Genomic DNA, 23536 nt, shown 5'->3' on the forward strand with positions numbered 1-23536 from the left:
CGGATCGCGCGCCGGAGGACAAGCCCGCGAGGACTTGTCCTTTTTCATTTCAGGCGGGCGCTTTTGACGTCAGCGCCGGCTTGGCCGCACCGGCCAGCAGCGCCAGCAGACCGCCGCCCGCCAGCACGATGGCCAGGGCCGTGAGGCGCGCACCCGGCAGCGTTGCAGCCACCGTCGTCAGCGCGGCCGCCGCGGCCATCTGTAGAAAGCCCAGCAAGGCCGACGCCTGGCCGGCCTGCGACGCGAACGGCGTCAGCGCCAGCGCCGCGCCGGTGGGTGACACCAGGCCCATGCCGAACAGGAAGAGGGCGACCGACGCAGCGAAGCCGACGAGGCCGGCGCCGCTGCTGACCAGCATGGCCAGCCCGCCGGCCGCGGCCAGTGCAGCACCCAGGCGCAGCACCGCGGCGCTGCCCCAGCGCGCACTCCAGCGCGGCGCTGTCTGCCCGGCGGCGAAGACGACGAACACCGACGTCGCGAAGAACAGGCCCACCTGCAGCGCCGAGAAGCCGAAGCCCTTGGCCAGCACCAGCGGTGCCGTGCCGAAGAACGCGAACAGCGCGCCGAGGATGGCCGCCGTCGCCAGCGCTGGCCGCATGAAGCGCGCATCGCCCAGCAGCACGACATAGCCGCGTGCCAGCGCCCCTGCAGGCTGATGTCGGCGCCGTTCGACCGGCAGCGTCTCGCCGACGATGCTCACGTAGGCCGCCGCCAGCGCGATGCCGGCGATCACCAGCACCGCAAACAGCGCACGCCAGCCCCAGGCCGCTTGCACCAGGCCGCCCAGCAGCGGCGAGAAACCCGGCGCCGCGGCCATGACGACCATGATGCGGCCCAGCAGCGCGGCCAGTTGCGCGCCTTCGAAGCGGTCCCGCGCGGCCGCGCGCGCCAGCACCGACGCCGCCGCGACACCGACCGCTTGCAGCGCGCGGCCGACCAGCAGCAGCGGCAGGTCGCCCGCAAGCGCGCAGACCAGGCTGCCGAAGACGAAGACCAGCAGGCCGCCCAGCACCACGGGCCGGCGGCCGAGACGGTCCGACAGCGGCCCGACGATGAGCTGGGCCAGCGCGAACACGGCGAGGAACAGGCTGAGCACGGCCGTCATCGCGGCTTCGCTCGAACCCAGAGCCTGCGCCATGACGGGCAGCGACGGCAGCAGGATGTTGGTGGACAGCGTGCCCAGCGCCGATAGCGCGGCCAGCGTCAGCAGCCAGGGGCGGGGCACGGCGCTCATTGCGGCCGCCCCGCGGCGATGAAGGCGACGCTGCGCGCAATCACGTCGGCGTCGGCGAGCAGGCGGCGGTGCCCCAAGCCCGCTGCGGTCTCCAGCTGTGAGCCGGGCCAGGCGGCGTGCAGCGCCTGTGAGGCGGCGAAGGGCACGGTGCGGTCCTCGGGGTCGTGAACGATGAGCCCCGGATGGCACAGGCCGTGTTGCAAGCGCTCCAGGTCCACGCAGGCCATGCGCGTGCCGATGAAACCCTCGACCCAGCCCGCAAACGCTGCCGCGTCGGCCGGGCCAAGACCGTGGGCCTGGGCCAGGCCTTTGACCATGGGCGTCAGCGACGATGGCCCGGCCAGGTGCACGCTGCGCCGCACTTGCAGGCCATGGGCAAAGGCCAGCAGCGTCGCGGCCGAGCCCATCGAATGACCAATGATGCCGTGCACCAGGCCAATGCCCTTCAGCAGTGTGCGCAGCGCGCGGCCGGCATGCACGACGCTGGCCACATGGCCGCCCGAGTCGCCATGGCCGGGCAGGTCGAACAGCGTCACGGAGAAGCCGGCCTCGACCAGCGGCCGCGCGAAGCCGAGCAGGTGCGAGCCACGGCTGTTCCAGCCATGCACGAGGACGACGCGCGGCCCCTGGCCCAGCGTCCAGCGCGCGAGCTTGACGCCTTCATGGCGCAGCGGCGGCTCGGCGGCACCAACGAGGGTGGCCGCCTCCGCGGCGCTCAGCGGGATGCGCTCCGGCGCGGAAAACGCATGGCGGGCGGCAGCGAGGCGGCCGTCGTCGTGGGCGGCCAGCGGTGAAGCGAGAGCGGTGCTGATGCTCATGGCGTTCTCCCGGGTGCGTTAACCCGCGTAGGCCGGCGCGGTGGTGGACAGGCTGTGCTTGACTTGGCGGCTGATGTCGTCGGCCAGCACCTCGAAGCTGCCGGCCTCGACGCCTTCCAGCGCCAGGCGAGCCACGTCGGTCGGCGCAGACTTGGGTGCGTCCAGGCCGCGGGTCATGTCGGTGTCCATGTAGCCGACATGCAGGCTGGTGAACTGCGTGCCCTGTGCCTTCAGCTCCTGGCGCAGACCATTGCTCAGCGCCCAGGCCGCGGCCTTGCTGGCGCTGTAGGGCGTCAGGTCGGGCAGCGTCACCCAGCTCAGCACCGACAGCACATTCAGCACGGCACCGCCGCCGTTGGCCTTCAGGGCGGGGGCAAAGGCTTGCGTCAAGGCCCAGACGCCGAAGAAATTGGTCTCCAGATGCTTGCGTGCCGTGGCGATGGCGTCTGCGGCGAGCACGCCCGCACCCTGGGACACGCCGGCGTTGTTGATCAGCAGCGTGACATCGGCACATTGGGCTGCCGCGGCGGCGATCTGGGCGGGGTCGGTCACGTCCAGCGCGACGGGCACGACGCCGGGCAGGTCGACACTGGCCGGGTCGCGCGCGGCGGCGTAGACCTTGGCGGCGCCGGCGGCCAGGGCGGCCTGGGCGAAGGCGCGACCCAGGGCCCGGTTGGCACCGGTGATGAAGACGACGGCGTTCTTGAGCTGCATGACTAATTCCTTCCAATCGGCTTATTCATGTCGATTGACATGATTGATATAAATGTCGGTCAACATATAAAATGCGTCAAGCCCATCTGTCGAAAGACCCCAGGAGATCGCGATGAAAGTCACCCGCGCCCAGGCCGAAGAGAACCGCGAACGCATCCTCGACAACGCCGCCCAGTTGTTCCGGGAGCGTGGCTTCGACGGCATCGGCCTGAACGACTTGATGCAGGCTGCCGGGTTGACGCGCGGCGGCTTCTACGGCCATTTCGAGTCCAAGGACGACCTTGCCGCGCAGGCCAGCCGGCGTGCGCTGCAGGCCAACCGCGAGCAGTGGAAGAAGCAGACCGACCGCAGCCTCGCGGCCTGGGTCAAGGCCTATCTGTCCGACGCTCACCGCGACCACATCGGCGCCGGTTGCGGCCTGGTCGCGCTGGCGGGCGACGCGGCGCGCGGCGGGCCAGCGGTGCAGGCCGTGTTTGCCGAAGGCGTCGGCAACCTCGCCGCGACGCTGCAGACCCAGATGCCCGCGGCCGATGCCGCCGAGCGGCGCGAACAGGCGCTGGCGATGCTGTCCACGCTGGTCGGCGCGCTGCTGCTGTCACGCGCGGTGGGCGATCCGGGCCTGTCGCGCGAGCTGCGCGAGGCCGCGCGCAAGAGCCTGCCGGCCGGCGGCTGAACGGTCGCTGCGGCCGGCCTGGGCGGTCGGGCCAGGAGCAGCCCGTGTGGCATGCTCGCGCCCCATGTCAACGCCTAGAAGAGTGTGTAGGGATGCGTGAGCTGCGCCTCATGCTGCGCGGCTGGCTGCTGATGCTGGTCCTGGTCCTGGGCCTGTGCCTGCCCTTGCAGGCGCAGCGCCTGCCACAGCCGAGCACGCGCGTCGCGGGCGATGACTCCGCCTCGGCTGAACTCGCCACCAGCACCTGGAGCCGCGCCCAGCTCGACGCCTGGTGGGCGGCGTTGCGCCATCACTCGGTGGCCGGCGGCAGCCAGCTCGAGCTGCCGGCCGAGCTGCTGCCGCCTGTAGACGCGGCGGCGTGGCGGCCGGTGGCCATGCCCGACGTGCGCACCCGGCCCGGCGCGGCCATGGTCAGCGATGCGCAGGGCTATGAGATGCGCTGGTACCGGCTGCATGTCGCGGCCGGCAATGACGACGCCATGGCGCTGTACCTGCCCCGCCTCGTCACGCTGTCGGCGGCCGTGCTGGCCCACACCGAGCAGGGCTGGCAGCTGCTGCTGGACAACCAGCATGCAGAGCGCGAGCAATGGGTGCAACCGATCTGGCTGCCGCTGCCCGGCGTGGGCGCGCAGGGGCTGGAGCTGGTCGTCGCGCTGCCGGTGCCGGCGGGCAGCTATCACGCGGTGTCGCGCATCTGGGTCGGCCCGCGCGACACCCTGGAAAAACGCTGGCTGTGGCGCGTGCGCGCACAGACCGGCCTGCCGCAGGCCGTCAGCCTGACGCTGGCCGTGCTGGGCCTGTTCGCGCTGACGCTGTGGCTGCGCCGCCCCGGCGAGAGCATCTACGGCCTGTTCGCCTTGGGTGCGGCGGCCTGGATGGTGCGTAACCTGCACTACTACGTGAGCCTGCCGGCGTCGCCGGGGGCGCAGGACTGGTTCTGGTGGGCCACGCATGCGTCCATGGGCTGGGTCATGCTGACGGCGCTGCTGTTCGCGCTGGGCTTCGCCAGCCGGCGCGCACGCTGGCTGGAGCGGGCGCTGATCACTTGCGTGGTGCTGGTCAGCGTGGTCAGCATGCCGCTGTGGCTGCGCCAGCTGGACATGGTGGTGCTGCAGTACGCGGTGACGGCCGTGGTGGCCGCCGCCGGCACGGGCTGGGTGGCGTTCCTTGCCTGGCGCGAGCGCCGCACCGAGCTGCGCATCATGGCGCTGGCGCTGGTCGTCGGCGTGCTGCTGGGCGGCCACGACCTGGCCGTGCTGGCCGGCTGGGCCTGGCCGGAGCACTTCTTCCTGATGCCGTTCGCGACGCTGATCGTCATGCTCAGCTTCCTGCACGCCGTGCAGCGCCGCTATGTCGGCACCGTCGAGCAAGTCCAGGCCGAGAACAGCCAGCTGCAGGAAGACCTGGACGAACAGGTCTCGGTGCTGCAGGCGCAGAACGCGCAGCTGCGCGAGGTCGAGCGCCAGCAGGCGCTGCTGCTGGAGCGCCAGCGCATCATGGCCGACATGCACGATGGGCTGGGTTCGTCGCTGCTGTCGGCGCTGGTCGCGATGGAGCAGGGCAGCATGTCGCATGAGCAATGCGTGCAGGTGCTGCGCGAATGCGTCGACGACCTGCGCCTGGTCATCGACTCGCTGGAGCCCGTGGGCCACGATTTGGTGTCCCTGCTGGCGACGATGCGCTACCGCCTGGGCAAGCGCCTGCAGACCGGCGGACTCAAGCTGGAATGGGATGTGCAGGACCTGCCGCCGCTGGCCTGGCTGGAGCCGCCCGACGCGCTGCACGTGCTGCGGCTGATGCAGGAGGCGCTGAACAACGTGCTCAAGCACGCCGGCGCCAGCCGCGTGCGCATGGTCACGCGCCACCACGGCAGCTACGTCGAGATCCGCGTCGAGGACGACGGCGCCGGCTTCGACATGCAGAACATCCAGCACGGCCGCGGCCTGAAGAGCCAGATCAAGCGCGCCCAGCGCCTGGGCGGCAAGCTGCGCATCGACTCCACGCCCGGCATGGGCACGAGGCTATCGCTGCGATTGCCCGTCGAACGCAAGGCAACGGCCTGATCCTGGGACAATCCGGGGATGGTCAAGCAACGCACCCTGAAGTCGATCACCCGCGCCGTCGGCGTGGGCATCCACAGCGGTCAGAAGGTGGAGCTGACGCTGCGCCCCGCACCGGTCGACACCGGCATCGTCTTCCGCCGCGTGGACCTGTGCCCGCCGGTGGACATCCCGGTCGGTGTCCTGTCGGTCAGCGACACGCGCATGGCCACCACCATCAGCCCCGGCGGCGACCCGGGTGGCCCCAAGGTGCAGACCATCGAGCACCTGCTGTCGGCCTGCGCCGGCCTGGGCCTGGACAACCTCATCATCGACATCAACGCCGACGAGGTGCCGGTGCTGGACGGCTCGGCCGCCAGCTTCGTGTTCCTGCTCCAGTCGGCCGGCATCGTGCTGCAGGACGCGGCCAAGCGCTTCCTGAAAGTGAAGAAGGCGGTGGAAGTGCGCCAGGGCGAAGGCAAGAAGCTGATGTGGGCCCGGCTGGAGCCGCACCACGGCTACACGTTGAGCTTCGAGATCGAGTTCGACAACCCGGCCGTGGCAGCCACCGGCAGCCAGTTCGTGTTCGACATGGGTTCGGGCACCTACAAGAAGGAGATCGCCCGTGCGCGCACCTTCGGCATGACGGCCGACATCGACCTGATGCGCTCGCGCGGCCTGACGCTGGGCGGGTCAATGGACAACGCCATCGTCGTGGACGACTACAAGGTGCTGAACGCCGACGGCTTGCGCTACGACGACGAGTTCGTGAAGCACAAGATCCTGGACGCCATCGGCGACATGCAGGTGGCCGGCATGCCGCTGCTGGCGGCCTACACGTCCTTCAAGGGCGGCCACGCGTTGAACAACAAGCTGCTGCGCGCGCTGCTGGCCGACGAGTCGGCCTACGAGGTCGTCCACTTCGACGACGACCGGGCGGCACCCAAGGGCTTCGCCGAGCTCGCGCCGGCATGGTGATCGCCCGCCTGCTCGTCGGCCTGCTGCTGTTCTCGGCCGTCGTCTGCTTCGCGTTTTCCATTGCCACCGGCCAGCCGCGCTGGCGGCGCCTGGGCCTGGTCATCATGAAATGGACGCTGGTGGCCGGCCTGGCGTTCTTTGCCGTGCTGATCCTGGAACGTTTGGCGCTGCTGCTGTGACGCCGTTCACGGCTGATGAGACCCTCCCCTTGGCTTGCGGGGATGCCAGCGCGGCCCGACGTGCTCAGAATGCATTCACGGTCGCTGAACAGGTTTCGGCGGCCCAGCCCGGAGAGCACAACACCCCGGGCGCCACGCGCGGAGATGGCCGGGGGGCCGGGGAAGCGCCGTTGGTCTGAAAGAGAGATCGTTCGACACTAGGTTGGGCCGCTCCCGATGGAGCGGCCCTCTTTTTTGTGGCGTGCAGCACGAACGGAGCTGTCGCCAAGCTGTCGTCAGGCGCCCAGGTAGCGGCTGCGCAGATGGGCCTCGAAATGCGCCGGGTTCAGCGCCTCGCCGCTGGCGCGCTGCACCAGCTCCGGCGTCTCGTAGCGGCTGGCGCTCTGCCAGACCTGCGTGGACAGCCAGTCGAACACGCCGCCCAGCTCGCCGCGCGCAATCTGCGCATCCAGCGCCGGCTGCTGCGCGCGCATCGTCGCGAACCACTGCGCCGCGTACATCGCGCCCAGCGTGTAGCAGGGGAAGTAGCCGAACAGGCCGGCCGGCCAGTGCACGTCCTGCATGGGCCCGTCCTTGAAGTTGCCGCGCGTGTCCAGCCCCAGCAGCTCGGCCATCTTGGCGTCCCACAGCGCCGGGATGTCGTCGACCTCGGCCTGTCCCTCGATCAGCGCGCGCTCGATGTCGAAGCGCAGCAGGATGTGGGCGGGGTAGGTGACCTCGTCGGCGTCGACGCGGATGTAGCCCGGCTGCACGCGCGTCAGCAGCTTGTGCAGGTTGCCGGCCTCGAAAGCGGGCTGGTCGCCGAAGTGCTTCACCAGCAGCGGCGCCAGCAGGCCGGCGAACGCAGGGTGGCTGCCCAGCTGCATCTCGAACGACAGGCTCTGGCTCTCGTGGATGCCCATGGAGCGCGCGCGGGCGATGGGCTGGCCCAGCAGCTCGCGCGGCAGGCCTTGCTCATAGCGGCCGTGGCCGGTCTCGTGGATGGTGCCCATCAGGCTGGGCAGGAAGTTGTCCTCGCGGTAGCGCGTGGTCATGCGCACGTCCTCGGGCACGCCGCCGCAGAAGGGGTGGGTGCTCTCGTCCAGCCGGCCGGCCGCGAAGTCGAAGCCCATCAGCTTCATCGCGTCCAGGCCCAGCGCCTTCTGCGCCGCGGCGGGGAAGGGGCCGACCGGCTCGATGACGGTCTCCTGCGACTGCTTGGTGATCACGTCGCGGATCAACCCCGGCAGCCAGCCGCGCAGCGGCGCGAAGGCGCGCTCCACGTCCGCCGAGCGCATGCCCGGCTCGTACATGTCCAGCAGCGCGTCGTACTTGGACAGGCCCGTGCTTTGCGACAGCAGCTCGGCCTCCTGGCGGGCGATCTTCAGCACCTCGCGCAGGTTGGGTACGAAGCCGGCCCAATCGTTGGCCGGGCGCTGCGTGCGCCAGGCGTGCTCGCAGCGGTTGTTGGCCAGGCTCTTGGCCTCCACCAGCGCCTGCGGCAGCGCGTTGGCGGCGCGCCAGGCGCGGCGGATCTCGCGCAGGTTGGCGCGCTGCGTGTCGTCAAGCGGCTCGGTGGCGGCCGTGTCGAGCAGGCCGGCCAGCGCCGGGTCGGTGGCCAGCTGATGCAGCAGGCCGTCCATCTCGGCCAGGGCCAGGCTGCGCGCCTCGTTGCCCTTGGCGGGCATGTTGGCCGCCTGGTCCCATTGCGCAATGGCCTGCAGGTGCGACAGGCGGTGCAGCCGCTGCTGGCGCGCGGCGAGGTCTTGGTAGGAAGAAGTAGTCATGACAACCAGGATTCCGGGACGAGCCACAGCAAAGCGGCGGTGTAGAAGAGGAAACGCAGGAACTTGCCCACCGCCATCCAGCCCACGCAGGGCCAGAACGGCAGCTTGAGCCAGCCCGCCACGGCGCACAGCGGGTCACCCACGACGGGCAGCCAGCTCAGCAGGCAGGCCTTGGGGCCGAAGCGCTGCAGCCACCGCGCCGCACGGGAGTGCGACGGCTCGTGATGCTGCACCGCCTCGACCGCCTTCTCGACGCCATAGCCCATCCACCACGACACCATGCCGCCCAGCGTGTTGCCCACGGTGGCGACGAGGATGACGGGCCAGAACATGCCGGGATCGGCCTTGACGACCAGGAAGACCGCGGGCTCCGAGCCTAGCGGCAACAGCGTCGCCGAGACGAAAGCAATGACGAAGACGGCGACCAGCCCCACCTGGGGCAGGGCCAGCGCGGCGAGCAGGTCTTGGATGAAATGGCCGAGCCAGGCTTCCATGCCGGCATTGTGCGTGTGCCTGGCTGGCTACAATCTCGCCTCTTTTTTGAGCAGACCCCTCGTGCACATCGGCCCCCACCTTCTCCCCAACCGGCTCTTCGTGGCGCCGATGGCGGGGGTGACGGACCGGCCCTTCCGTCAGCTGTGCCGGCGCCTGGGCGCGGGCTATGCGGTCAGCGAGATGGTCACGTCGCGCAAGGAGCTGTGGAACAGCCTGAAGACCTCGCGGCGCGCCGACCACAGCGGCGAGCCCGGGCCCATCGCCGTGCAGATCGCCGGCACCGACGCGGCCATGCTGGCCGAGGCCGCCATCCACAACATCGACCGCGGCGCGCAGATCATCGACATCAACATGGGCTGCCCGGCCAAGAAGGTCTGCAACAAGTGGGCAGGCTCGGCGCTGATGCGCAACGAGGCGCTGGCGCTGGAGATCGTCGAGGCGGTCGTCGCCGTGGCCGCGCCGCGCGGCGTGCCGGTGACGCTGAAGATGCGCACCGGCTGGAGCGCCGACGAGCGCAACGCGCTGCGCCTGGCGCGCCTGTTCGAGTCCGCCGGCATTGCCATGCTGACCATCCACGGCCGCACGCGCGAACAGGGCTACAAGGGCCTGGCCGAGTACGACACGATTGCCGCCGTGAAGGCCGCGCTGGCCATCCCGGTCGTCGCCAATGGCGACATCGACAGCCCCGAAAAGGCCCGCGACGTGCTGGCCTACACGAAGGCCGACGCGCTGATGATCGGCCGCGCCGCGCAGGGCCGCCCCTGGATTTTCCGCGAGGTGCAGCATTTCCTGGCGACGGGCGAGCACCTGGCGGCGCCGGCTGTCACCGAGGCGCGCGACTGGCTCATCGAGCACCTGCATGATCACTACGGCCTGTACGGCGAGCTGAGCGGCGTGCGCAGTGCGCGCAAGCACATCGGCTGGGCCGTGCGCGGCCTGCCCGGCGGCGAGGACTTCCGCCAACACATGAACACGCTGGAGCGCTGCGACCTGCAGTTGCAGGCTCTGCGGGACTGGTTCGACGAACTCGGCCAGACCCACGACCGGCTGCCGCCTACCGCGGCCGCCAACGACGAAGACGCGCAAGCCGACGAAGCCTGCGCCGCCTGAACCTAATCACTCCCTGTCATGAGTGCCCAGAAGAACACACCGCCCAATCCCATCGACGCCTGCGTGCGCGACAACCTCGAAGCCTTCTTCCGTGACCTCGACGGCCAGGAGCCGCATTCGATGCACGAGATGCTGATCAAGCTGGTCGAAAAACCGCTGTTCGAGATCGTCATGCGCGAAGCCGGCGGCAACCAGAGCAAGGCGGCGCAATGGCTGGGCATCAACCGCAACACGCTGCGCCGCAAGCTGACCGATCACAACCTCTAAGCCGTCATGCAACTCACCGCACTCCTCTCCGTCTCAGACAAGACCGGCATCCTTGAATTCGCGAAGGAGCTGCACGCTCTGGGCACGAAGCTGTTGTCCACCGGCGGCACCGCCAAGCTGCTGGCCGACGCCGGCCTGCCCGTCACCGAAGTGGCCGAGCACACCGGTTTTCCCGAGATGATGGACGGCCGCGTGAAGACGCTGCACCCCAAGATCCACGGCGGCCTTCTGGCGCGCAGTGACACGCCCGAGCACGTCGCCGCGATGGACAAGCACGGCATCACGCGCATCGACATCCTGGCCGTCAACCTGTACCCGTTCGAGGCGACCGTGGCCAAGCCCGGCTGCACGCTGGAAGACGCCATCGAGAACATCGACATCGGCGGCCCGGCCATGGTGCGCAGCGCGGCCAAGAACTGGAAGGATGTGACGGTGCTGACCGACGCGGCCCAGTATGCCGCCGTGCTCGACGAGCTGAAGGCCCATGGCAAGACCAGCGACAAGACCCGCTTCGCCGCGTCCGTCGCCGCGTTCAACCGCATCGCGCAGTACGACGCCGCGATCAGCAACTACCTGTCCGCGCTGCAGGACGACGGCAGCAAGGCCGAGTACCCGGCGCAGATGAACTCGACCTTCGTGAAGGTGCAGGACCTGCGCTATGGCGAGAACTCGCACCAGAGCGCCGCGCTCTACCGCGACCTGTTCCCCGCGCCCGGCTCGCTGGTGACGGGCAAGCAGCTGCAAGGCAAGGAACTCTCGTACAACAACATCGCCGACGCCGATGCGGCGTGGGAGTGCGTGAAGAGCTTCGACGTGCCCGCCTGCGTCATCGTCAAGCACGCCAACCCCTGCGGCGTGGCCGTGGCGGCCAACCCGGCCGAGGCCTACAGCAAGGCCTTCAAGACCGACCCGACCAGCGCCTTCGGCGGCATCATCGCCTTCAACCGCGAGGTGGATGGCGCGGCCGCCCAACTCGTGGCCAAGCAGTTTGTCGAAGTGCTGATGGCGCCCAGCTTCAGCGCCGAGGCGCTGGAAGCCTTCAAGGGCAAGGTCAATGTGCGCCTGCTGCAGATCGCGCTGCCGCCCGGTGGCGCGCGCCCCTGGGACCAGGGCCGCAACGCCGGCGACAGCAAGCGCGTCGGCTCGGGCCTGCTGCTGCAGAGCTCGGACAACCACTTCCTGAAGAAGGAAGACCTCAAGATCGTCACGACGCTGCAGCCCACGGCCCAGCAACTCGACGACCTGATGTTCGCGTGGACCGTGGCGCAGTACGTGAAGAGCAACGCCATCGTCTTCTGCGGCGGTGGCATGACGCTGGGTGTCGGTGCCGGCCAGATGAGCCGTCTGGACTCAGCGCGCATCGCGTCCATCAAGGCCCAGCACGCCAGCCTCAGCCTCGTCGGCTCGGCGGTGGCGAGCGACGCCTTCTTCCCGTTCCGTGACGGCCTGGATGTGCTGGCCGATGCGGGTGCCACCTGCGTCATCCAGCCGGGCGGCTCCATGCGTGACGATGAGGTCATCGCCGCGGCCAACGAGCGCGGCATCGCGATGGTACTGACCGGCGTGCGTCACTTCCGGCATTGATGAGCCCCTCGCCCAGCTTGGCCCTGCTGAACGCGGGCCAGTCTGGTCGATCCCCCGAGGGGACGGCGATGCTCGCGGCGTTGGGCCGCAAGCACATCGCCAAGCCGGGCCGGCTTGGGAGCGGCCCGGCGCTCGACCCGCAAGCAAGTCCCAGGGAGCCGGTTTGTCACCTGCGGGACTAGACGTAGCCCTCTAGTCCAGGGCCTCACCCGATGGTGAGGCCCGGTCTTGCGGTTAGCCTCGATGCATTCGAGAAAAGAACCGGAGACAAGGCCATGGACACCGCGCTGCAGGAACGCCTGCACCTGGCGCTGCTCGCGCAGCGCCGCGCCTTCGATGTCGAGCGCATGCCCTCGTACGAGGTGCGCCGCGACCGCCTGCAAAGGCTGCTGACGATGACGCGCCAGCACGGCGAGGCGCTGGCTGCCGCGATGGCCCGGGACTTCGGCCACCGCGCCCGCCCGGAATCGCTGCTGGCCGACATCTTCACTGTCGAGGCCGGCACGCGCCACGCGTTGAAGCACCTGCGTGGCTGGATGAAGCAAAAGCGCGTCGCCACGCCGCTGCACTTCCTGCCCGGCCGCAACGTGCTGATGCGCCAGCCGCTGGGCGTGGTGGGTATCGTCTCGCCCTGGAACTATCCGTATTACCTGGCCATGGAGCCGGCCGTCGCGGCGCTGGCCGCCGGCAACCGCGTGCTGATCAAGCCGTCGGAGCTGACGCCGGCGACTGCTGAGCTGATGGCCCGCCTGGTCGCCGAGCGCTTCGCGCCGGAGGAGATGCAGGTCATCACCGGCGACGCCGAGGTCGGCAAGGCCTTCACCGAGCTGCCTTTCGACCACCTGTTCTTCACCGGCTCCACCGCAGTGGGTCGCCATGTGGCGCAGGCTGCAGCGAAGAACCTGACGCCCGTGACGCTGGAGCTGGGCGGCAAGTCGCCTGCCGTCATCGACCGCAGCTGCGACCTGCAACTGACCGCGTCGCGGCTGGCCTTCGGCAAGCTGTTCAACGCCGGGCAGACCTGCGTCGCGCCGGACTATTTGTTGGTGCCCAAGGAGTTGGTCGAGCCGCTGAGCCAGCGGATCCTGGCCGAGATGCGCCGCATGTACCCGCGCATCGCCGGCAACGCCGACTACACCAGCGTCGCCACGCCGCGCCATCACGCGCGGCTGCAAGGCCTGATCGCCGACGCGGCGCAACGCGGCGCGCGCGTGCTGCGCAGCCATGATGAGCAGCCCGATCCAAACCAGGACCGCCGCCTGGTGCCCGCGCTGCTGCTGGACGTGCCGGCCGAGGCCACCGTCATGCAGGAAGAGATCTTCGGCCCGCTGCTGCCCATCGTCGGCTACGAGCGTGTCGACGAAGCCCTGGCCCACATCAACCGCGGCGACCGCCCGCTGGCGCTGTACTGGTTCGGCCAGGACGCTGCCGCGCGCGACCGCGTGATGCGCGAGACGCATGCCGGTGGCGTGACCATCAATGACTGCCTGTGGCACCTGGGCCAGGAGGACCAGCCCTTCGGCGGCGTGGGTGCCAGCGGCATGGGCTCGTACCACGGCGAATGGGGTTTTCGCACCTTCAGCAAGGAGAAGCCCTTGTTCATCCAGTCGCGCTTTGCCGGCACCCAGCTGTTCCAGCCGCCTTATGGCGCGACCTTCGAGCGCCTGCTCTCGCTGTTGAAGAAAGTGGTGTGATGCAACGCCGACGTCTCTTGAAATTGGGCCTGGGCGCTGCCGTCGTGCTCGGCATCGCCGGTGCCGGCATCGCGCTGATCAAGCCAGGGCTGGTCGACAACAAGCTCAGCCCCGGCTCGCGTGAGCTGATGCGTGCCGCTGCGCAGGCGGTGTTCAATGACCTGCTGCCGCCGGCCGGCGCCGCGCGCGATGCGGCGCTCGACGCGCAGCTCGCACGCCTGGATGCCACCGTCGCGGCGCTGCCCGCCGCCACGCGCAAGGAACTGTCCGACGCGCTGGGGCTGCTGGGCACGGCGGCCGGCCGCCTTGCGCTGGTGGGCCTGTCCAAGCCCTGGGCCGAGGCCAGCGCGCAGGACGTGCAGCAGGCCCTGGACGCGATGCGCCTGTCCACGTCCAACACCAAGCAGCAGGTCTACCACGCGTTGCGCGACCTGAACGCGATCGCCTTCTTCACCGAGCCCACCAACTGGAAGACCGCGGGCTATGCCGGCCCGGTCGAGATCGCATGAGCGCCATCCCTGATCCCATCCTCGACGGCCTGCAGCGCGGCTGGAAGGTCCATGGCGGCCCGCACGCGGCGCTGCCCGCCACGCTGGACTGCGACGTCGCCATCATCGGCAGCGGCGCCGGTGCCGGTATCACCGCCGAGATGCTGGCCCGCGCGGGCCTGAAGATCGTCATCATTGAAGAAGGCCCGCTGCGCTCCAGCAGCCAGTTCAGGCAGCGCGAAGCCGATGCCTACCCGCAGCTCTACCAGGAGGCCGGCGGCCGCAAGACGGTCGACCAGGCGATGAACATCCTGCAGGGCCGCTGCGTGGGCGGCTCGACGACGGTCAACTGGACCGGCTCGTTCCGCACGCCGCCCGACGCGCTGGCCTACTGGGGCGACAAGTTCGGCCTGACCGACTTCAACGAAGCCGCGATGGCGCCGTGGTTCGAGCAGGCCGAGCGGCGCCTGAACATCGGCGACTGGCTCGTTGACCCCAACGAGAACAACGACGTGCTGAAGCGCGGCGCGGCCAAGCTGGGCATCCCGACCAAGGTCGTGCGCCGCAACGTCAAGGGCTGCTGGAACCTCGGCTCCTGCGGCATGGGCTGCCCGACCAATGCCAAGCAGTCCATGCTGGTCAGCACGCTGCCCGCGGCGCTGGACCTGGGCGCGACGATGCTGGTGCAGACGCGTGCCGCACGGCTGGAGTTGCAGGGCGACAAGGCCGCGGCGCTGGTGGCCGAGCCTGTGGCGCTGGACGGTACGGTCACGGGCGCGCCGGTGCGCATCACGGCCCGGCATTACGTCGTTGCCGGTGGCGCGATCAACTCGCCCGCGCTGCTGTTGCGCTCCAACGCGCCCGATCCACACTCGCTGCTGGGCAAGCGCACCTTCCTGCACCCGACAGCCGGCGGCGTCGCGCTGTTCGACCACGACGTGGCCGGCTGGGCTGGCGCGCCGCTGTCGGTGTTCTGCGACCACTTCCTGCACACCGGCCCCATCGACGGACCAGTGGGCTACAAGCTGGAAGTGGCACCGGTGCACCCGGCTTTCGCGCTGACCAACGGCGGCGGCATCGGCGCCGAGCTGGCCCAGCGCGCGCGCGACATGCCGCGCACGCAGCTGATGATTGCGCTGCTGCGCGATGGCTTCCATGCCGACGCGGCGGGCGGCGCCGTCAAGCTGCGCGGCGACGGCTCGCCGCAGCTGGACTACGCGCTGACCGACTACCTGCTGGACGGCGCACGCCGCGCCTACGTGACGATGGCCGAGATCCAGTTCGCCGCCGGGGCCAAGGTCGTGCGCCCGGTGCACGAGCAGGCAACGGGTTATGCCAACCTCGCCGAGGCCAGGCAAGGCATTGCCGGCCTGACGATGAAGCCCTTCCTGGCCACCGTCGGCAGCGCCCACGTGATGGGCGGCTGCACGATGGCGGCCGATGCGGGCCGCGGCGTCGTGCGGCCCGACGGCCAGCACTGGCAACTGGCCAACCTGTCGGTGCACGACGGCTCGCTGTTCCCGACCAGCCTGGGCGCCAACCCGCAGCTGACGGTGTATGGCCTGGCGACGCGGCTGAGCAGCGGCCTGATCCAGCGCCTGGGCGCCAAGGCCGTGCCGCTGGCCTGACGGCGAGAATCGTCGGCATGCCGACGATCCGCCCCGCCACCCCCGAGGACGCCACGCCGCTGGCGTCCTTCGCCGCCCAGGCCTTCACCGACACCTACCGCGGCCTGGACGATCCGCAGGAGATCGCCGACTACGTCGCCGAGCATTTCCAGCCGGGGATCATGGCCGGTGTCATCACCGACCCCGGCTGCACGACGCTGCTGGCCTGTGTGGGCCAGCAGTTGGCCGGTTATGCCATCCTGAAGGCCGGGCCGGCACCGGACTGCGTGACCGCGCCGGCGCCGTTGCAGCTGTGGCGCATCTATCTGGGCGAAGGCTTCATCGGCCAGGGCCTGGGCGCACGGCTGATGCACGAGGTCCATGTCCATGCGCGGCGCCGTGGCGCGCAGACGCTCTGGCTGGGCGTCTACGATCGCAATGTGCGCGCCGTCGCGTTCTACGAGCGCTTCGGTTTCGCCAAAGTGGGCGGCAAGGAGTTCCTGTTCGGCGGCCGCATCTACATCGACCCGATCTACGCGGCGCCGGTGCGAGCCGCGCAACGCCTGGAGGCCTGACGCCATGATCGAAGGTTCCTGTCTCTGCGGCAGCGTCCGCTGGCGCTTCGACGGCCAGCCCGACGGCGCCACGGCCTGCAACTGCACGGCCTGCCGCCGCTACGGCGTGCTGTGGGCCTACGACTATGTGGATGAAGGCATCCATGTCTCCGGCCCCACGCAGGCCTATGTGCGTGGCAGGGCGCTGGAGTTCCATTTCTGCCCGACCTGCGGCTGCGTGACCCATTGGCGCGGGCTGCGACTGGACGAGGCGGGCCGACGGCGCATTGCCGTCAACCTGCGCCTGGCCGAGCCCGACGCCGTGGCCACCATCCCCATCGACCATTTCGACGGTCTCGACACCTTCGACGACCTGCCGCGCGACGGGCGGTGCGTGGCGGACTATTGGTTCTAGTCCTACGCGCAAGGTCTTGAAACCGGAAGGTCCGGTGCCAGATCAGCGGCGCAAACTGCTGTCTGCCCCGTGCGCACCGCGCGCGGGTGACGGCCTGAGGAGTGTTGCGATGAAGTTCCCTCGAATCCTGCTGATCTGCCTGGGCCTGCTGGCCTCGCTGTGGCTGGGCACCGCTCAGGCGCTGCCCACCGTCGATGAGGTGCAGGCGGCCGCCCAGCGCGGCGACTACGCCGGCGCCGAGAAGATGATGCGCGAGGTCGTCGCGGCCAAGCCCGACAGCGCGCGTGCGCACTACGTGCTGGCCGAGATCCTGGCCCACGGGCGTCAGTTCAACGAGGCCGCCGAACACACGCGCCGCGCGCGGGCGCTGGACCCGGCCATCAAGTTCACCGACCCGGCCAAGTTCAACGCCTTCGAGCAGCTGCTGCAGCGCGAGCAGGTGCCGACGGCCAAGGCCGCGCTGCCGGCGGCCGTCGGTGCGGCGCCGGTTCAGCGGGTCGAGCCGGCGGCGCCCGCCAGTGGCGGTGGTGTGCCCATCTGGCTGCTGGTGGGTGGCGCCATCGTCTTCATCTGGCTGGCGATGCGCTGGATGCGCCGCCGCACCGAGGCGCAGAACCTGCAGCCGGCGATGGCGGGCGGGTACGGCATGGGCAACCAGGGTTTCCAGGGCAACCCCGGCTATGGCCCCGGCATGCCGCAGGCACCCGGCTCGGGCGGCCCCGGCATGATGGGCGTCGGCCTGGGCGTGGCCGGTGGCCTGGCGGCCGGCATGCTGGCCGAGAAGCTGCTGCATGGCGGCCACGACGAACGCAGCCTCCCGCGTGACCGTGCCGACGCGGGCGGCGGCAGTGGCCTGGTGCCCGGCAGCTTCGATGCCGGTGCCGATAACGCGGCCAGCGAGCTGACCCGGCGCGACATCGACTTCGGCAGCGGCGACGGCTGGACCGGCGGCGATGGCGGCGGCGGTGACATGGGCAGTGGCGGCGGCGACGACTGGTAAGCCCTGCCCCTGACACCACCGGGGTGGGCCCGATAATCCCACCCCATGACGCCAGCCGCCTTCACCGGCCAGTTGCTCGCCTTCATCGCCCGACTCATCACGGGCGCGCAAGGCCACTGGAAGGGCTGCCCGCCACAAGCCGAGCAGCGCATCTACATCGCCAACCACCAGAGTCACTTCGATCTTGTCCTGATCTGGGCCGCCTTCCCGCATGAGCTGCGCGCGCAGACCCGCGCCATCGCCGCGCGCGACTACTGGACCAAGAGCGCCTTCCGGCGCTGGCTGACGACCGAGGTCTTCAACGCCATCTACGTCAGCCGCACGCGCGCCAACCCCGACGAAGACCCGCTGGAGCCGCTCGTCGACGCGTTGGCGAATGGCGATTCGCTGGTCATCTTTCCCGAGGGCACGCGCTCCAACAAGGGCAACCCACAGCCCTTCAAGTCCGGCATCTATCACCTCGCCGAGCAGTTCCCGCACGTGCCGCTGATCCCGACCTGGATCGACAACGTGCAGCGCGTCATGCCCAAGGGTGAGGTCGTGCCCGTGCCCATCCTGTGCACGGTGACCTTCGGCGAACCCATCCAGCTGCTGCCGGGTGAGAGCAAGGCCGACTTCCTGTGCCGCGCCCGCGAGGCCGTCATGGAGCAGCGCCCCGACCCGGCCTGGGTCGGCCGCCCCGCGGAGGCCGATTGATGCGCTGGCTCAAGGCGTTGACGGCCAGCGAACAGGTGGCCCTGCTGTTTCTCGTCCTGTTCGGTTTCCTGCTGCTGCTCACCGTCGGGCTGTTCCTGAACTCGCTGCGCGAACGCGACAACGAGGACGAGCGCGTGGCGTCGCAGCTGACCTGGGAGCGCGTGCGCCGCGACCTGCGCGCGGCCTGGATAGGCGGCTGCATGTTCTGGGTCGCGTGGATCTCCGGGCCGCTGGGCGCGACGCTGCTGTTCGCACTGTTCTCCTTCCTGGCGCTGCGCGAGTTCATCACCCTGGTGCACACCCAGCGCAGCGACCACCGCACGCTGATCGTCGCCTTCTTCGTGTTGCTGCCACTGCAGTACATGGCCTGCGGCACGCGCTTCTTCGACCTGTTCACGGTGTTTCTGCCGGTCTACGGCTTCCTCGTGCTGCCCATCGTCAGCGCGCTGGCCGACGACCCGCGCCACTACCTGGAACGCAACGCCAAGATCCAGTGGGGCGTGATGGTCTGCGTCTACGGCCTGTCGCATGCGCCGGCGCTGCTGCTGCTGGACTTCCCCGGCTACACCGGCCGCGGCGCCTTCCTGCTGTTCTTCCTGGTGATGGTCGTCGCGTCCTCGCAGATCGCGCAGGAGATCGCCACGCGCACGCTGCGCCGCCGGCCGGTGGCGCGGCGCATCAGCCGCAGCTTCTCGATGCGCGCGTGGTGGATAGGCACGCTGACCGGCTCGGTCGCCGGCGCGCTGCTGTTCTGGATCACGCCGTTCAAGATCGGCCAGGCACTGGCCATGGCCTTCCTGACGGCCGCGGCGGCCGGCTTCGGCGGCCTGGTCATGAAGGCGCTGAAGAAGGACGCGGGCGTGCTGTACTGGGGCAACCGCAGTTCCATCACCGGCGCCGTCGGGCTGCTCGACCGCATCGCGGTGCTGTGCTTTGCGGCCCCGGTGTTCTTCCACTCGGCGCGCTGGTATTTCGGGCGGTGATGTGAGGATTCTCGGCATCGACCCCGGCTTGCAGACGACCGGCTTTGGCGTCATCGAAGCCGATGGCCCGCGCCTGGCCTACGTCGCCAGCGGCACCATCAAGACCAATGCCGTCGCGACCGGCGACCTGCCCGCGCGTCTGAAGATCCTGTTCGACGGCATCCGCGAGGTCATCTCGCGCTACCAGCCGCAATGCGCGGCGGTCGAGATCGTCTTCGTCAACGTGAACCCGCAGTCCACGCTGCTGCTGGGCCAGGCGCGCGGCGCGGCGCTCGCGGCGCTGGTGTCGGCCGACCTGGGCGTCAGCGAGTACACGGCCACGCAGATGAAGAAGGCCATCGTGGGCCACGGCCAGGCCAAGAAGGAGCAGATCCAGGCCATGGTGCAACGCCTGCTTAACCTGCCTGGCGTGCCCGGCAAGGACGCCGCGGACGCCTTGGGCATTGCCGTGATGCACGCGCATGCGCGCGTCAGCTTCGAGGCCATGAGCCGCAGCACGACGCTGCAGCGGCGCCAGCACGCGCAGTTCAAGGGCGGCCGCACCTACTAGCCAGCTACTGGCCGGCCATGAAAAAGCCCCGCCGAGGCGGGGCTTGTCGCGATGCAGCAGGGCGCTCAGGCGGCCTTGCGGCGGCGCGAGACCCAGCCCGCGCCGGCGAGGCTGCCGAGCACCAGCGCTAGCGAGGCGGGCTCGGGCAGCGGGGCGGCCGCAGTGACCTGGTAGCCGCCGCTGCTTTCGGTGCCGCGCACCGGCTGGTAGACCAGATAGGCGTCGGTCACGTCGAAGCTGCCGGACAACATGCTCAGGTCGAAGCCCGCGCCCGAGGTGAAGTAGCTCACGCCGAGGAAGACGCCATCCTGGAAGTCTGCCGTCGCGGCGGCGTTCAGCGAGAAGGTCTGCGACAGGAAATCCATCGTGAAGGCCGTCAGCGACAGGCTTTCGAAGCCGCTGCCGCCCAGGCCCGAGGCGTCGTAGTCGAAGCTGCCGGTGAAGGCCTGGCCGGTCTCGGGGCCGGCGCTGATGCTGCCGGCGAACTGATAGTCGGCGTGGGCCGCGGTGGTGAGCAGTGCGGCCGCGGCGGCAAGGAGGAGGGAGTGGAACTTCATGTTGTTATCGCCTTTCAGAACTTGAACGAGGTGCCGTTGATGGCGCTGCACAGCACGGTCTTGAGCTTGACCACGGGGCGCGAGGCCGCGCTGCCGGCCGCACCGTCGGGGTCGTAGCCGATCAGTGCGCCGTCGGCCTGGGTTGTGCAGGTGACGTGGCCGGTGGCCAGCGGGTCGGCGCTGGTGATGCCCACGGCCTTCAGCAGGTCGGTGAACACCAGCGTGTCCTGGCCTGGCTTGAAGTCGGTGATGGCGTCCAGGCCGTCCGCGCCGCTGCGGTACACGAACTGGTTCTTGCCGCCCTTGCCGGTCAGCGTGTCGCGACCCAGCCCGCCTTCGATGACGTCGTCACCGTCGGTGCCGACGATGGTGTCGTTGCCGCTGGTGCCGGTGATGGCCTTCACCAGGTTCAGGCCGATCAGCATCGGGTCATGGTCGGACGCGCGGAAGGCGTTGGGCTGGTACCAGTCGTTGTTGGCCGCCTTGTCCTCGGTGTTGTAGTCGGTCCACTCGGGCTCGTCGGCATTGATGTGCCAGCTGGTCGCGCCCGTCACCTTGCCGACCACGCTGGGCGTGCCCAGGCCGTGGTCCAGGCGGCCGGCGCTGGCGTCGAACACGTAGCTGTAGTCGGCCGGGTCGAACTTGCCGACCAGGTCGACGAGGCCGCCGGTGGTCAGCACGTTGATCGGGTCTTCCTGCGCGTAGGAGTTGAAGTCGCCGATCAGGATGATGTCGTCGGTCTGGGCCGTGGACTTGACCGTGGGCAGCCATTCCAGCAGGCGCTGGGCCTGCTGCTGACGCTGCAGGTTCCAGCAGCCCTGCAGGTCACCGGTGTCGCCGTTGGCGCCGGTGCCGCAGCTGCCCTTGGACTTCAGGTGGTTGACGACGACGGCGAACTTCTCGCCGTTGGGAGCGACGAAGCCCTGCGCATAGGTCGGGCGGTTGTTGATCGCGTTGTTGTCGGAGATCGACGCGCCGACCAGGCCCAGCTTGGCGGGCTTGTAGATCATCGCGACGCGGATCGCGTCGGTGCCCGTGCCGGCGGCCGGCAGCGGCACGGCGGCATAGGTGTTGGCGCCCAGCATCGCGTTCAGCCCGTCGACGAGGTTCTGCACCGCGAAGTTGCCGCTGTTCTGGATCTCCATCAGGCCGACGACATCGGCGTTCAAGCCGCCCAGTGCCGCGAGGATCTTGGTGCGCTGGCGGTTGAACTCGGTGAGGTTGTCCGCACCGCGGCAGCCGGCGCTCGGGCAGGCACCGCCGCCGGGCACCGAGCTGCCGTCGGTGAAGGTGGTGAAGAAGTTCAGCACGTTGGAGCTGGCCACCTTGATGTTGCCGCCCACGGCCGGCGGTGTGGCCGGACGCGCGATGGGGCGGGCGAACACCGGCGCCACGGTCGGGTGGATCTTGTACGACAGCGGGCCGGTGACCGCGTCGGTGGACGGACCGAAGTCGACGACGCCGGTCACGCCGTCCAGCGTGTCACCGCCGCGCACCGTGCCGTCCTGCCAGAGGTAGGGCGTGGGGTTCGGGAACTTGGCCGCGCTGCCGTCGTCCAGCACGACGCTGCGGGCCAGGTTGGCGGCCTGCATCGCCAGCGCGGCGGGGCCGGGGCGCAGCACGTTGGTCGGGTTCAGCGTGCGGCCGCCGGCCGACACGGTCAGCTGGCCCCAGCTGCCGACGAAATTGGTCTGGTTGACCGTCAGCGCATCGGTGATGTGCACCAGCATGCCTTCATAGCGCTCCATGTCGGCCTGGCTGGTCAAGGCCGCCAGGCTGACTTCGACCGGCTGCGGCAGCTGGTTGCCCGTGCTGATGACGGTGATATTGGTGACGCTGCTCAGCTCGGTCAGCGGGTTGGCCTGGCTGGCTGCGCTGTTGGAGACCGAGTACTCCTGCACCTTGGCCGATACGGAGACCTTGTCGCCGACGGCGACGGTGGGCGCCGAGCTCGTGAAGACGAAGATGCCTTCGGACGTGGCCGTGTCGCTGTCGGCGTCCGGGTCCTGCAGGTAGAAGCCGTTGTTGATCAGCTTGGTGACGATGCCGCTGGTGGTGACCGTCGAGCCATCCATGGGGCTCTTGGCGCCGGCGCCCTGGATGTCGTGGATCTTGACGACGCCGCTGACCGACAGCTTGAAGGTGCAGCTGGCGGTCTGGGCTTCGTCGTTGTCCCACTTCAGGCTGAGGTTGTAGTTGCCGGCCGCCAGGGTGTTGGCGACGTTGATCTGCTGCGTCGCGGCCACGCCGTCGCCACTGGCCATGACGAAGTCGCCCAGCGTGATGCCGGTGGGCAGGCTGCCGACCACGCTGGCCGCGTTGACGCGGCTGTCGGCATCCGTCGCGCTGACGAAGAAGCTGGAGGCGCTGCCGGAGACGGCCGATGCGTCGGGGCAGCTCGGCACGATGGGCGCTGCCGGGGTGCCGCCGCCGCAGACGTTGAAGGTGCTGGAGGAGTTGCGCGGTGCCGGCGTGACGCGGCTGAAGTCACTGCTGTTGCTGTTGGTGTCGGTGCAGCCGTTGCCGGCGCGCAGCAGCGCGGTCGTGCTGGTGCCGGCGACCGACGCCGTGCCTTCATAGAAGGTGGCGTTGCCGTAGCCCAGCAGGTCGACGATCAGCGCTTTCTGCGCGTCCGTGCAAGGCGTCGTGCCGGTCGGGTTGCCGTTGCAGCCGATGCTGGTGGCCTGGCTGGCCAGGATGACCTTGCCGTTGGTGCCCGACAGGTCGATGGACGTGCTGGTCACGTCGGCGGTGATCAGGTCGGCACCGTTGGCGTTCGTCGGCGCGAGCTTGACCAGAAAGTACTGGCCTGGCTGCAGCGTTGCACTGCCCAGCGCGACGGCGACGAAGTTGCCGTTGCCGCTGGCGCTGGCGTATTGCACCGACATGCCGCTCAGCGACACCGGCGACGCGCCGGCATTGAACAGCTCGACGTAGTCGTTCTTGTAGACGTTGCCTTGGCCGCCATAGATCTGGCTGATGACCAGGCCGTTGGCCGAAGCCAGCACGGCGGGCGCGGCGAAGGCCGCGGCGAGGAGAGACACCAGGGGTTTGATCCGCATGACTATTTAGTAAAAATTGGCCGCAACGGGCGCGGATGCTAGTCATCCTTCGTGACGCTTTCACCCACCGCGT

The 23536-nt window shown here is 69.5% G+C and carries 23 protein-coding genes; 16 read left to right on the top strand and 7 right to left on the bottom strand.

Features of this window, described 5'->3' with window-relative positions; genetic code table 11:
• Window positions 1–49 precede the first annotated feature (49 nt).
• Genes AC1D29_RS06460 through AC1D29_RS06470 form a run of 3 tightly spaced genes read right to left on the bottom strand, consistent with a single transcriptional unit; the run spans window position 50 to window position 2766 of the window.
• Window positions 50–1234, bottom strand: coding sequence for a Bcr/CflA family efflux MFS transporter (locus AC1D29_RS06460; RefSeq protein ID WP_477895355.1), 1185 nt, complete (start codon window positions 1232–1234; stop codon window positions 50–52).
• Complete coding sequence (locus AC1D29_RS06465) at window positions 1231–2052, bottom strand: alpha/beta fold hydrolase (protein ID WP_477895357.1); 822 nt, start codon at window positions 2050–2052, stop codon at window positions 1231–1233. The genes AC1D29_RS06460 and AC1D29_RS06465 overlap by 4 nt, the downstream gene beginning before the upstream one ends.
• 18 nt (window positions 2053–2070) lie before the next feature.
• Window positions 2071–2766: an SDR family oxidoreductase gene (locus AC1D29_RS06470; protein ID WP_477895359.1), complete on the bottom strand. Its 696-nt coding sequence runs from the start codon at window positions 2764–2766 to the stop codon at window positions 2071–2073.
• 112 nt (window positions 2767–2878) lie between these two features.
• Between AC1D29_RS06470 and AC1D29_RS06475 the strand changes: the two genes are divergently transcribed.
• The 4 genes from AC1D29_RS06475 to AC1D29_RS06490 all read left to right on the top strand — a co-directional run bounded on the left by AC1D29_RS06475 (window position 2879) and on the right by AC1D29_RS06490 (window position 6635).
• Window positions 2879–3439: a TetR/AcrR family transcriptional regulator gene (locus AC1D29_RS06475; RefSeq protein WP_477895361.1), complete on the top strand. Its 561-nt coding sequence runs from the start codon at window positions 2879–2881 to the stop codon at window positions 3437–3439.
• A 92-nt stretch (window positions 3440–3531) separates the two neighbouring features.
• Window positions 3532–5502 carry a sensor histidine kinase gene (locus AC1D29_RS06480; RefSeq protein ID WP_477895363.1) on the top strand — a complete coding sequence of 657 codons (1971 nt, stop codon included), beginning with the start codon at window positions 3532–3534 and terminating at the stop codon, window positions 5500–5502.
• Window positions 5503–5520: 18 nt separating this feature from the next.
• Entirely contained in the window at window positions 5521–6456 is a 936-nt protein-coding gene (lpxC, locus tag AC1D29_RS06485; protein ID WP_477895365.1) for a UDP-3-O-acyl-N-acetylglucosamine deacetylase, read from the top strand.
• The gene (locus AC1D29_RS06490; protein ID WP_477895367.1) at window positions 6450–6635 is read left to right on the top strand and encodes a hypothetical protein; all 186 of its coding nucleotides are present in this window, start codon (window positions 6450–6452) and stop codon (window positions 6633–6635) included. The genes lpxC and AC1D29_RS06490 overlap by 7 nt, the downstream gene beginning before the upstream one ends.
• Window positions 6636–6910: 275 nt before the next feature.
• On the opposite strand, the gene AC1D29_RS06495 is transcribed toward AC1D29_RS06490, so the two are convergent.
• Both AC1D29_RS06495 and AC1D29_RS06500 read right to left on the bottom strand, forming a co-directional pair.
• The gene (locus AC1D29_RS06495) at window positions 6911–8401 is read right to left on the bottom strand and encodes a carboxypeptidase M32 (RefSeq protein ID WP_477895369.1); all 1491 of its coding nucleotides are present in this window, start codon (window positions 8399–8401) and stop codon (window positions 6911–6913) included.
• Window positions 8398–8895, bottom strand: a complete 498-nt coding sequence (locus AC1D29_RS06500; RefSeq protein WP_477895371.1) for a YqaA family protein — start codon at window positions 8893–8895, stop codon at window positions 8398–8400. Before AC1D29_RS06500 ends, AC1D29_RS06495 begins: the two co-directional genes overlap by 4 nt.
• A gap of 61 nt (window positions 8896–8956) precedes the next feature.
• Here AC1D29_RS06500 and dusB point away from each other — a divergent pair, with 61 nt between their 5' ends.
• The 12 genes from dusB (at window position 8957) to ruvC (ending at window position 19844) form a co-directional block, all read left to right on the top strand.
• Window positions 8957–10006 (top strand): tRNA dihydrouridine synthase DusB, encoded by a 1050-nt coding sequence (gene dusB / locus AC1D29_RS06505; RefSeq protein ID WP_477896187.1) that lies wholly within the window; start codon window positions 8957–8959, stop codon window positions 10004–10006.
• A gap of 18 nt (window positions 10007–10024) precedes the next feature.
• The gene (locus tag AC1D29_RS06510; RefSeq protein ID WP_477895373.1) at window positions 10025–10273 is read left to right on the top strand and encodes a helix-turn-helix domain-containing protein; all 249 of its coding nucleotides are present in this window, start codon (window positions 10025–10027) and stop codon (window positions 10271–10273) included.
• Window positions 10274–10279: 6 nt separating this feature from the next.
• On the top strand, window positions 10280–11857 hold the full coding sequence (purH, locus tag AC1D29_RS06515) for a bifunctional phosphoribosylaminoimidazolecarboxamide formyltransferase/IMP cyclohydrolase (RefSeq protein ID WP_477895375.1): 1578 nt from the start codon (window positions 10280–10282) through the stop codon (window positions 11855–11857).
• A gap of 275 nt (window positions 11858–12132) precedes the next feature.
• Window positions 12133–13551: a coniferyl aldehyde dehydrogenase gene (locus tag AC1D29_RS06520; RefSeq protein ID WP_477895377.1), complete on the top strand. Its 1419-nt coding sequence runs from the start codon at window positions 12133–12135 to the stop codon at window positions 13549–13551.
• A complete protein-coding gene (locus tag AC1D29_RS06525) occupies window positions 13551–14060 on the top strand; it encodes a hypothetical protein (protein ID WP_477895379.1) in 510 nt (169 codons plus the stop codon). The genes AC1D29_RS06520 and AC1D29_RS06525 overlap by 1 nt, the downstream gene beginning before the upstream one ends.
• The gene (locus AC1D29_RS06530; protein WP_477895381.1) at window positions 14057–15667 is read left to right on the top strand and encodes a GMC family oxidoreductase N-terminal domain-containing protein; all 1611 of its coding nucleotides are present in this window, start codon (window positions 14057–14059) and stop codon (window positions 15665–15667) included. Before AC1D29_RS06525 ends, AC1D29_RS06530 begins: the two co-directional genes overlap by 4 nt.
• Before the next feature lie 17 nt (window positions 15668–15684).
• Window positions 15685–16221, top strand: a complete 537-nt coding sequence (locus AC1D29_RS06535; protein WP_477895383.1) for an N-acetyltransferase family protein — start codon at window positions 15685–15687, stop codon at window positions 16219–16221.
• A gap of 4 nt (window positions 16222–16225) precedes the next feature.
• Window positions 16226–16615: a GFA family protein gene (locus tag AC1D29_RS06540; protein ID WP_477895385.1), complete on the top strand. Its 390-nt coding sequence runs from the start codon at window positions 16226–16228 to the stop codon at window positions 16613–16615.
• 109 nt (window positions 16616–16724) lie between these two features.
• Window positions 16725–17615 carry a tetratricopeptide repeat protein gene (locus tag AC1D29_RS06545; protein ID WP_477895387.1) on the top strand — a complete coding sequence of 297 codons (891 nt, stop codon included), beginning with the start codon at window positions 16725–16727 and terminating at the stop codon, window positions 17613–17615.
• 45 nt (window positions 17616–17660) lie between these two features.
• Complete coding sequence (locus tag AC1D29_RS06550; RefSeq protein WP_477895389.1) at window positions 17661–18311, top strand: lysophospholipid acyltransferase family protein; 651 nt, start codon at window positions 17661–17663, stop codon at window positions 18309–18311.
• Window positions 18311–19294 carry a phosphatidate cytidylyltransferase gene (locus tag AC1D29_RS06555; protein WP_477895391.1) on the top strand — a complete coding sequence of 328 codons (984 nt, stop codon included), beginning with the start codon at window positions 18311–18313 and terminating at the stop codon, window positions 19292–19294. Before AC1D29_RS06550 ends, AC1D29_RS06555 begins: the two co-directional genes overlap by 1 nt.
• 1 nt (window position 19295) lies before the next feature.
• Window positions 19296–19844 carry a crossover junction endodeoxyribonuclease RuvC gene (gene ruvC / locus AC1D29_RS06560; protein WP_477895393.1) on the top strand — a complete coding sequence of 183 codons (549 nt, stop codon included), beginning with the start codon at window positions 19296–19298 and terminating at the stop codon, window positions 19842–19844.
• Window positions 19845–19909: 65 nt separating this feature from the next.
• Here the strand turns inward: ruvC and AC1D29_RS06565 are convergent, their stop codons facing one another.
• Together AC1D29_RS06565 and AC1D29_RS06570 are read right to left on the bottom strand one after the other, a co-directional pair.
• Window positions 19910–20401: a PEP-CTERM sorting domain-containing protein gene (locus AC1D29_RS06565; RefSeq protein ID WP_477895395.1), complete on the bottom strand. Its 492-nt coding sequence runs from the start codon at window positions 20399–20401 to the stop codon at window positions 19910–19912.
• Between the two features lie 14 nt (window positions 20402–20415).
• A complete protein-coding gene (locus tag AC1D29_RS06570) occupies window positions 20416–23463 on the bottom strand; it encodes an ExeM/NucH family extracellular endonuclease (RefSeq protein WP_477895397.1) in 3048 nt (1015 codons plus the stop codon).
• Window positions 23464–23536: the final 73 nt, after the last annotated feature.

The organism is Roseateles sp. P1_C6, assembly GCF_056406315.1.

Coding starts and splice junctions, on each gene's coding strand:
- AC1D29_RS06510 (WP_477895373.1), top strand. CDS start 10,025: ATGAGTGCCCAGAAGAACACACCGCCCAATCCCATCGACGCCTGCGTG.
- purH (WP_477895375.1), top strand. CDS start 10,280: ATGCAACTCACCGCACTCCTCTCCGTCTCAGACAAGACCGGCATCCTT.
- AC1D29_RS06480 (WP_477895363.1), top strand. CDS start 3,532: ATGCGTGAGCTGCGCCTCATGCTGCGCGGCTGGCTGCTGATGCTGGTC.
- AC1D29_RS06565 (WP_477895395.1), bottom strand. CDS start 20,401: ATGAAGTTCCACTCCCTCCTCCTTGCCGCCGCGGCCGCACTGCTCACC.
- AC1D29_RS06570 (WP_477895397.1), bottom strand. CDS start 23,463: ATGCGGATCAAACCCCTGGTGTCTCTCCTCGCCGCGGCCTTCGCCGCG.
- AC1D29_RS06540 (WP_477895385.1), top strand. CDS start 16,226: ATGATCGAAGGTTCCTGTCTCTGCGGCAGCGTCCGCTGGCGCTTCGAC.
- AC1D29_RS06500 (WP_477895371.1), bottom strand. CDS start 8,895: ATGGAAGCCTGGCTCGGCCATTTCATCCAAGACCTGCTCGCCGCGCTG.
- AC1D29_RS06545 (WP_477895387.1), top strand. CDS start 16,725: ATGAAGTTCCCTCGAATCCTGCTGATCTGCCTGGGCCTGCTGGCCTCG.
- AC1D29_RS06530 (WP_477895381.1), top strand. CDS start 14,057: ATGAGCGCCATCCCTGATCCCATCCTCGACGGCCTGCAGCGCGGCTGG.
- lpxC (WP_477895365.1), top strand. CDS start 5,521: ATGGTCAAGCAACGCACCCTGAAGTCGATCACCCGCGCCGTCGGCGTG.
- AC1D29_RS06535 (WP_477895383.1), top strand. CDS start 15,685: ATGCCGACGATCCGCCCCGCCACCCCCGAGGACGCCACGCCGCTGGCG.
- AC1D29_RS06520 (WP_477895377.1), top strand. CDS start 12,133: ATGGACACCGCGCTGCAGGAACGCCTGCACCTGGCGCTGCTCGCGCAG.
- AC1D29_RS06475 (WP_477895361.1), top strand. CDS start 2,879: ATGAAAGTCACCCGCGCCCAGGCCGAAGAGAACCGCGAACGCATCCTC.
- AC1D29_RS06465 (WP_477895357.1), bottom strand. CDS start 2,052: ATGAGCATCAGCACCGCTCTCGCTTCACCGCTGGCCGCCCACGACGAC.
- AC1D29_RS06550 (WP_477895389.1), top strand. CDS start 17,661: ATGACGCCAGCCGCCTTCACCGGCCAGTTGCTCGCCTTCATCGCCCGA.
- AC1D29_RS06470 (WP_477895359.1), bottom strand. CDS start 2,766: ATGCAGCTCAAGAACGCCGTCGTCTTCATCACCGGTGCCAACCGGGCC.
- AC1D29_RS06490 (WP_477895367.1), top strand. CDS start 6,450: ATGGTGATCGCCCGCCTGCTCGTCGGCCTGCTGCTGTTCTCGGCCGTC.
- AC1D29_RS06460 (WP_477895355.1), bottom strand. CDS start 1,234: ATGAGCGCCGTGCCCCGCCCCTGGCTGCTGACGCTGGCCGCGCTATCG.
- AC1D29_RS06525 (WP_477895379.1), top strand. CDS start 13,551: ATGCAACGCCGACGTCTCTTGAAATTGGGCCTGGGCGCTGCCGTCGTG.
- AC1D29_RS06495 (WP_477895369.1), bottom strand. CDS start 8,401: ATGACTACTTCTTCCTACCAAGACCTCGCCGCGCGCCAGCAGCGGCTG.
- AC1D29_RS06555 (WP_477895391.1), top strand. CDS start 18,311: ATGCGCTGGCTCAAGGCGTTGACGGCCAGCGAACAGGTGGCCCTGCTG.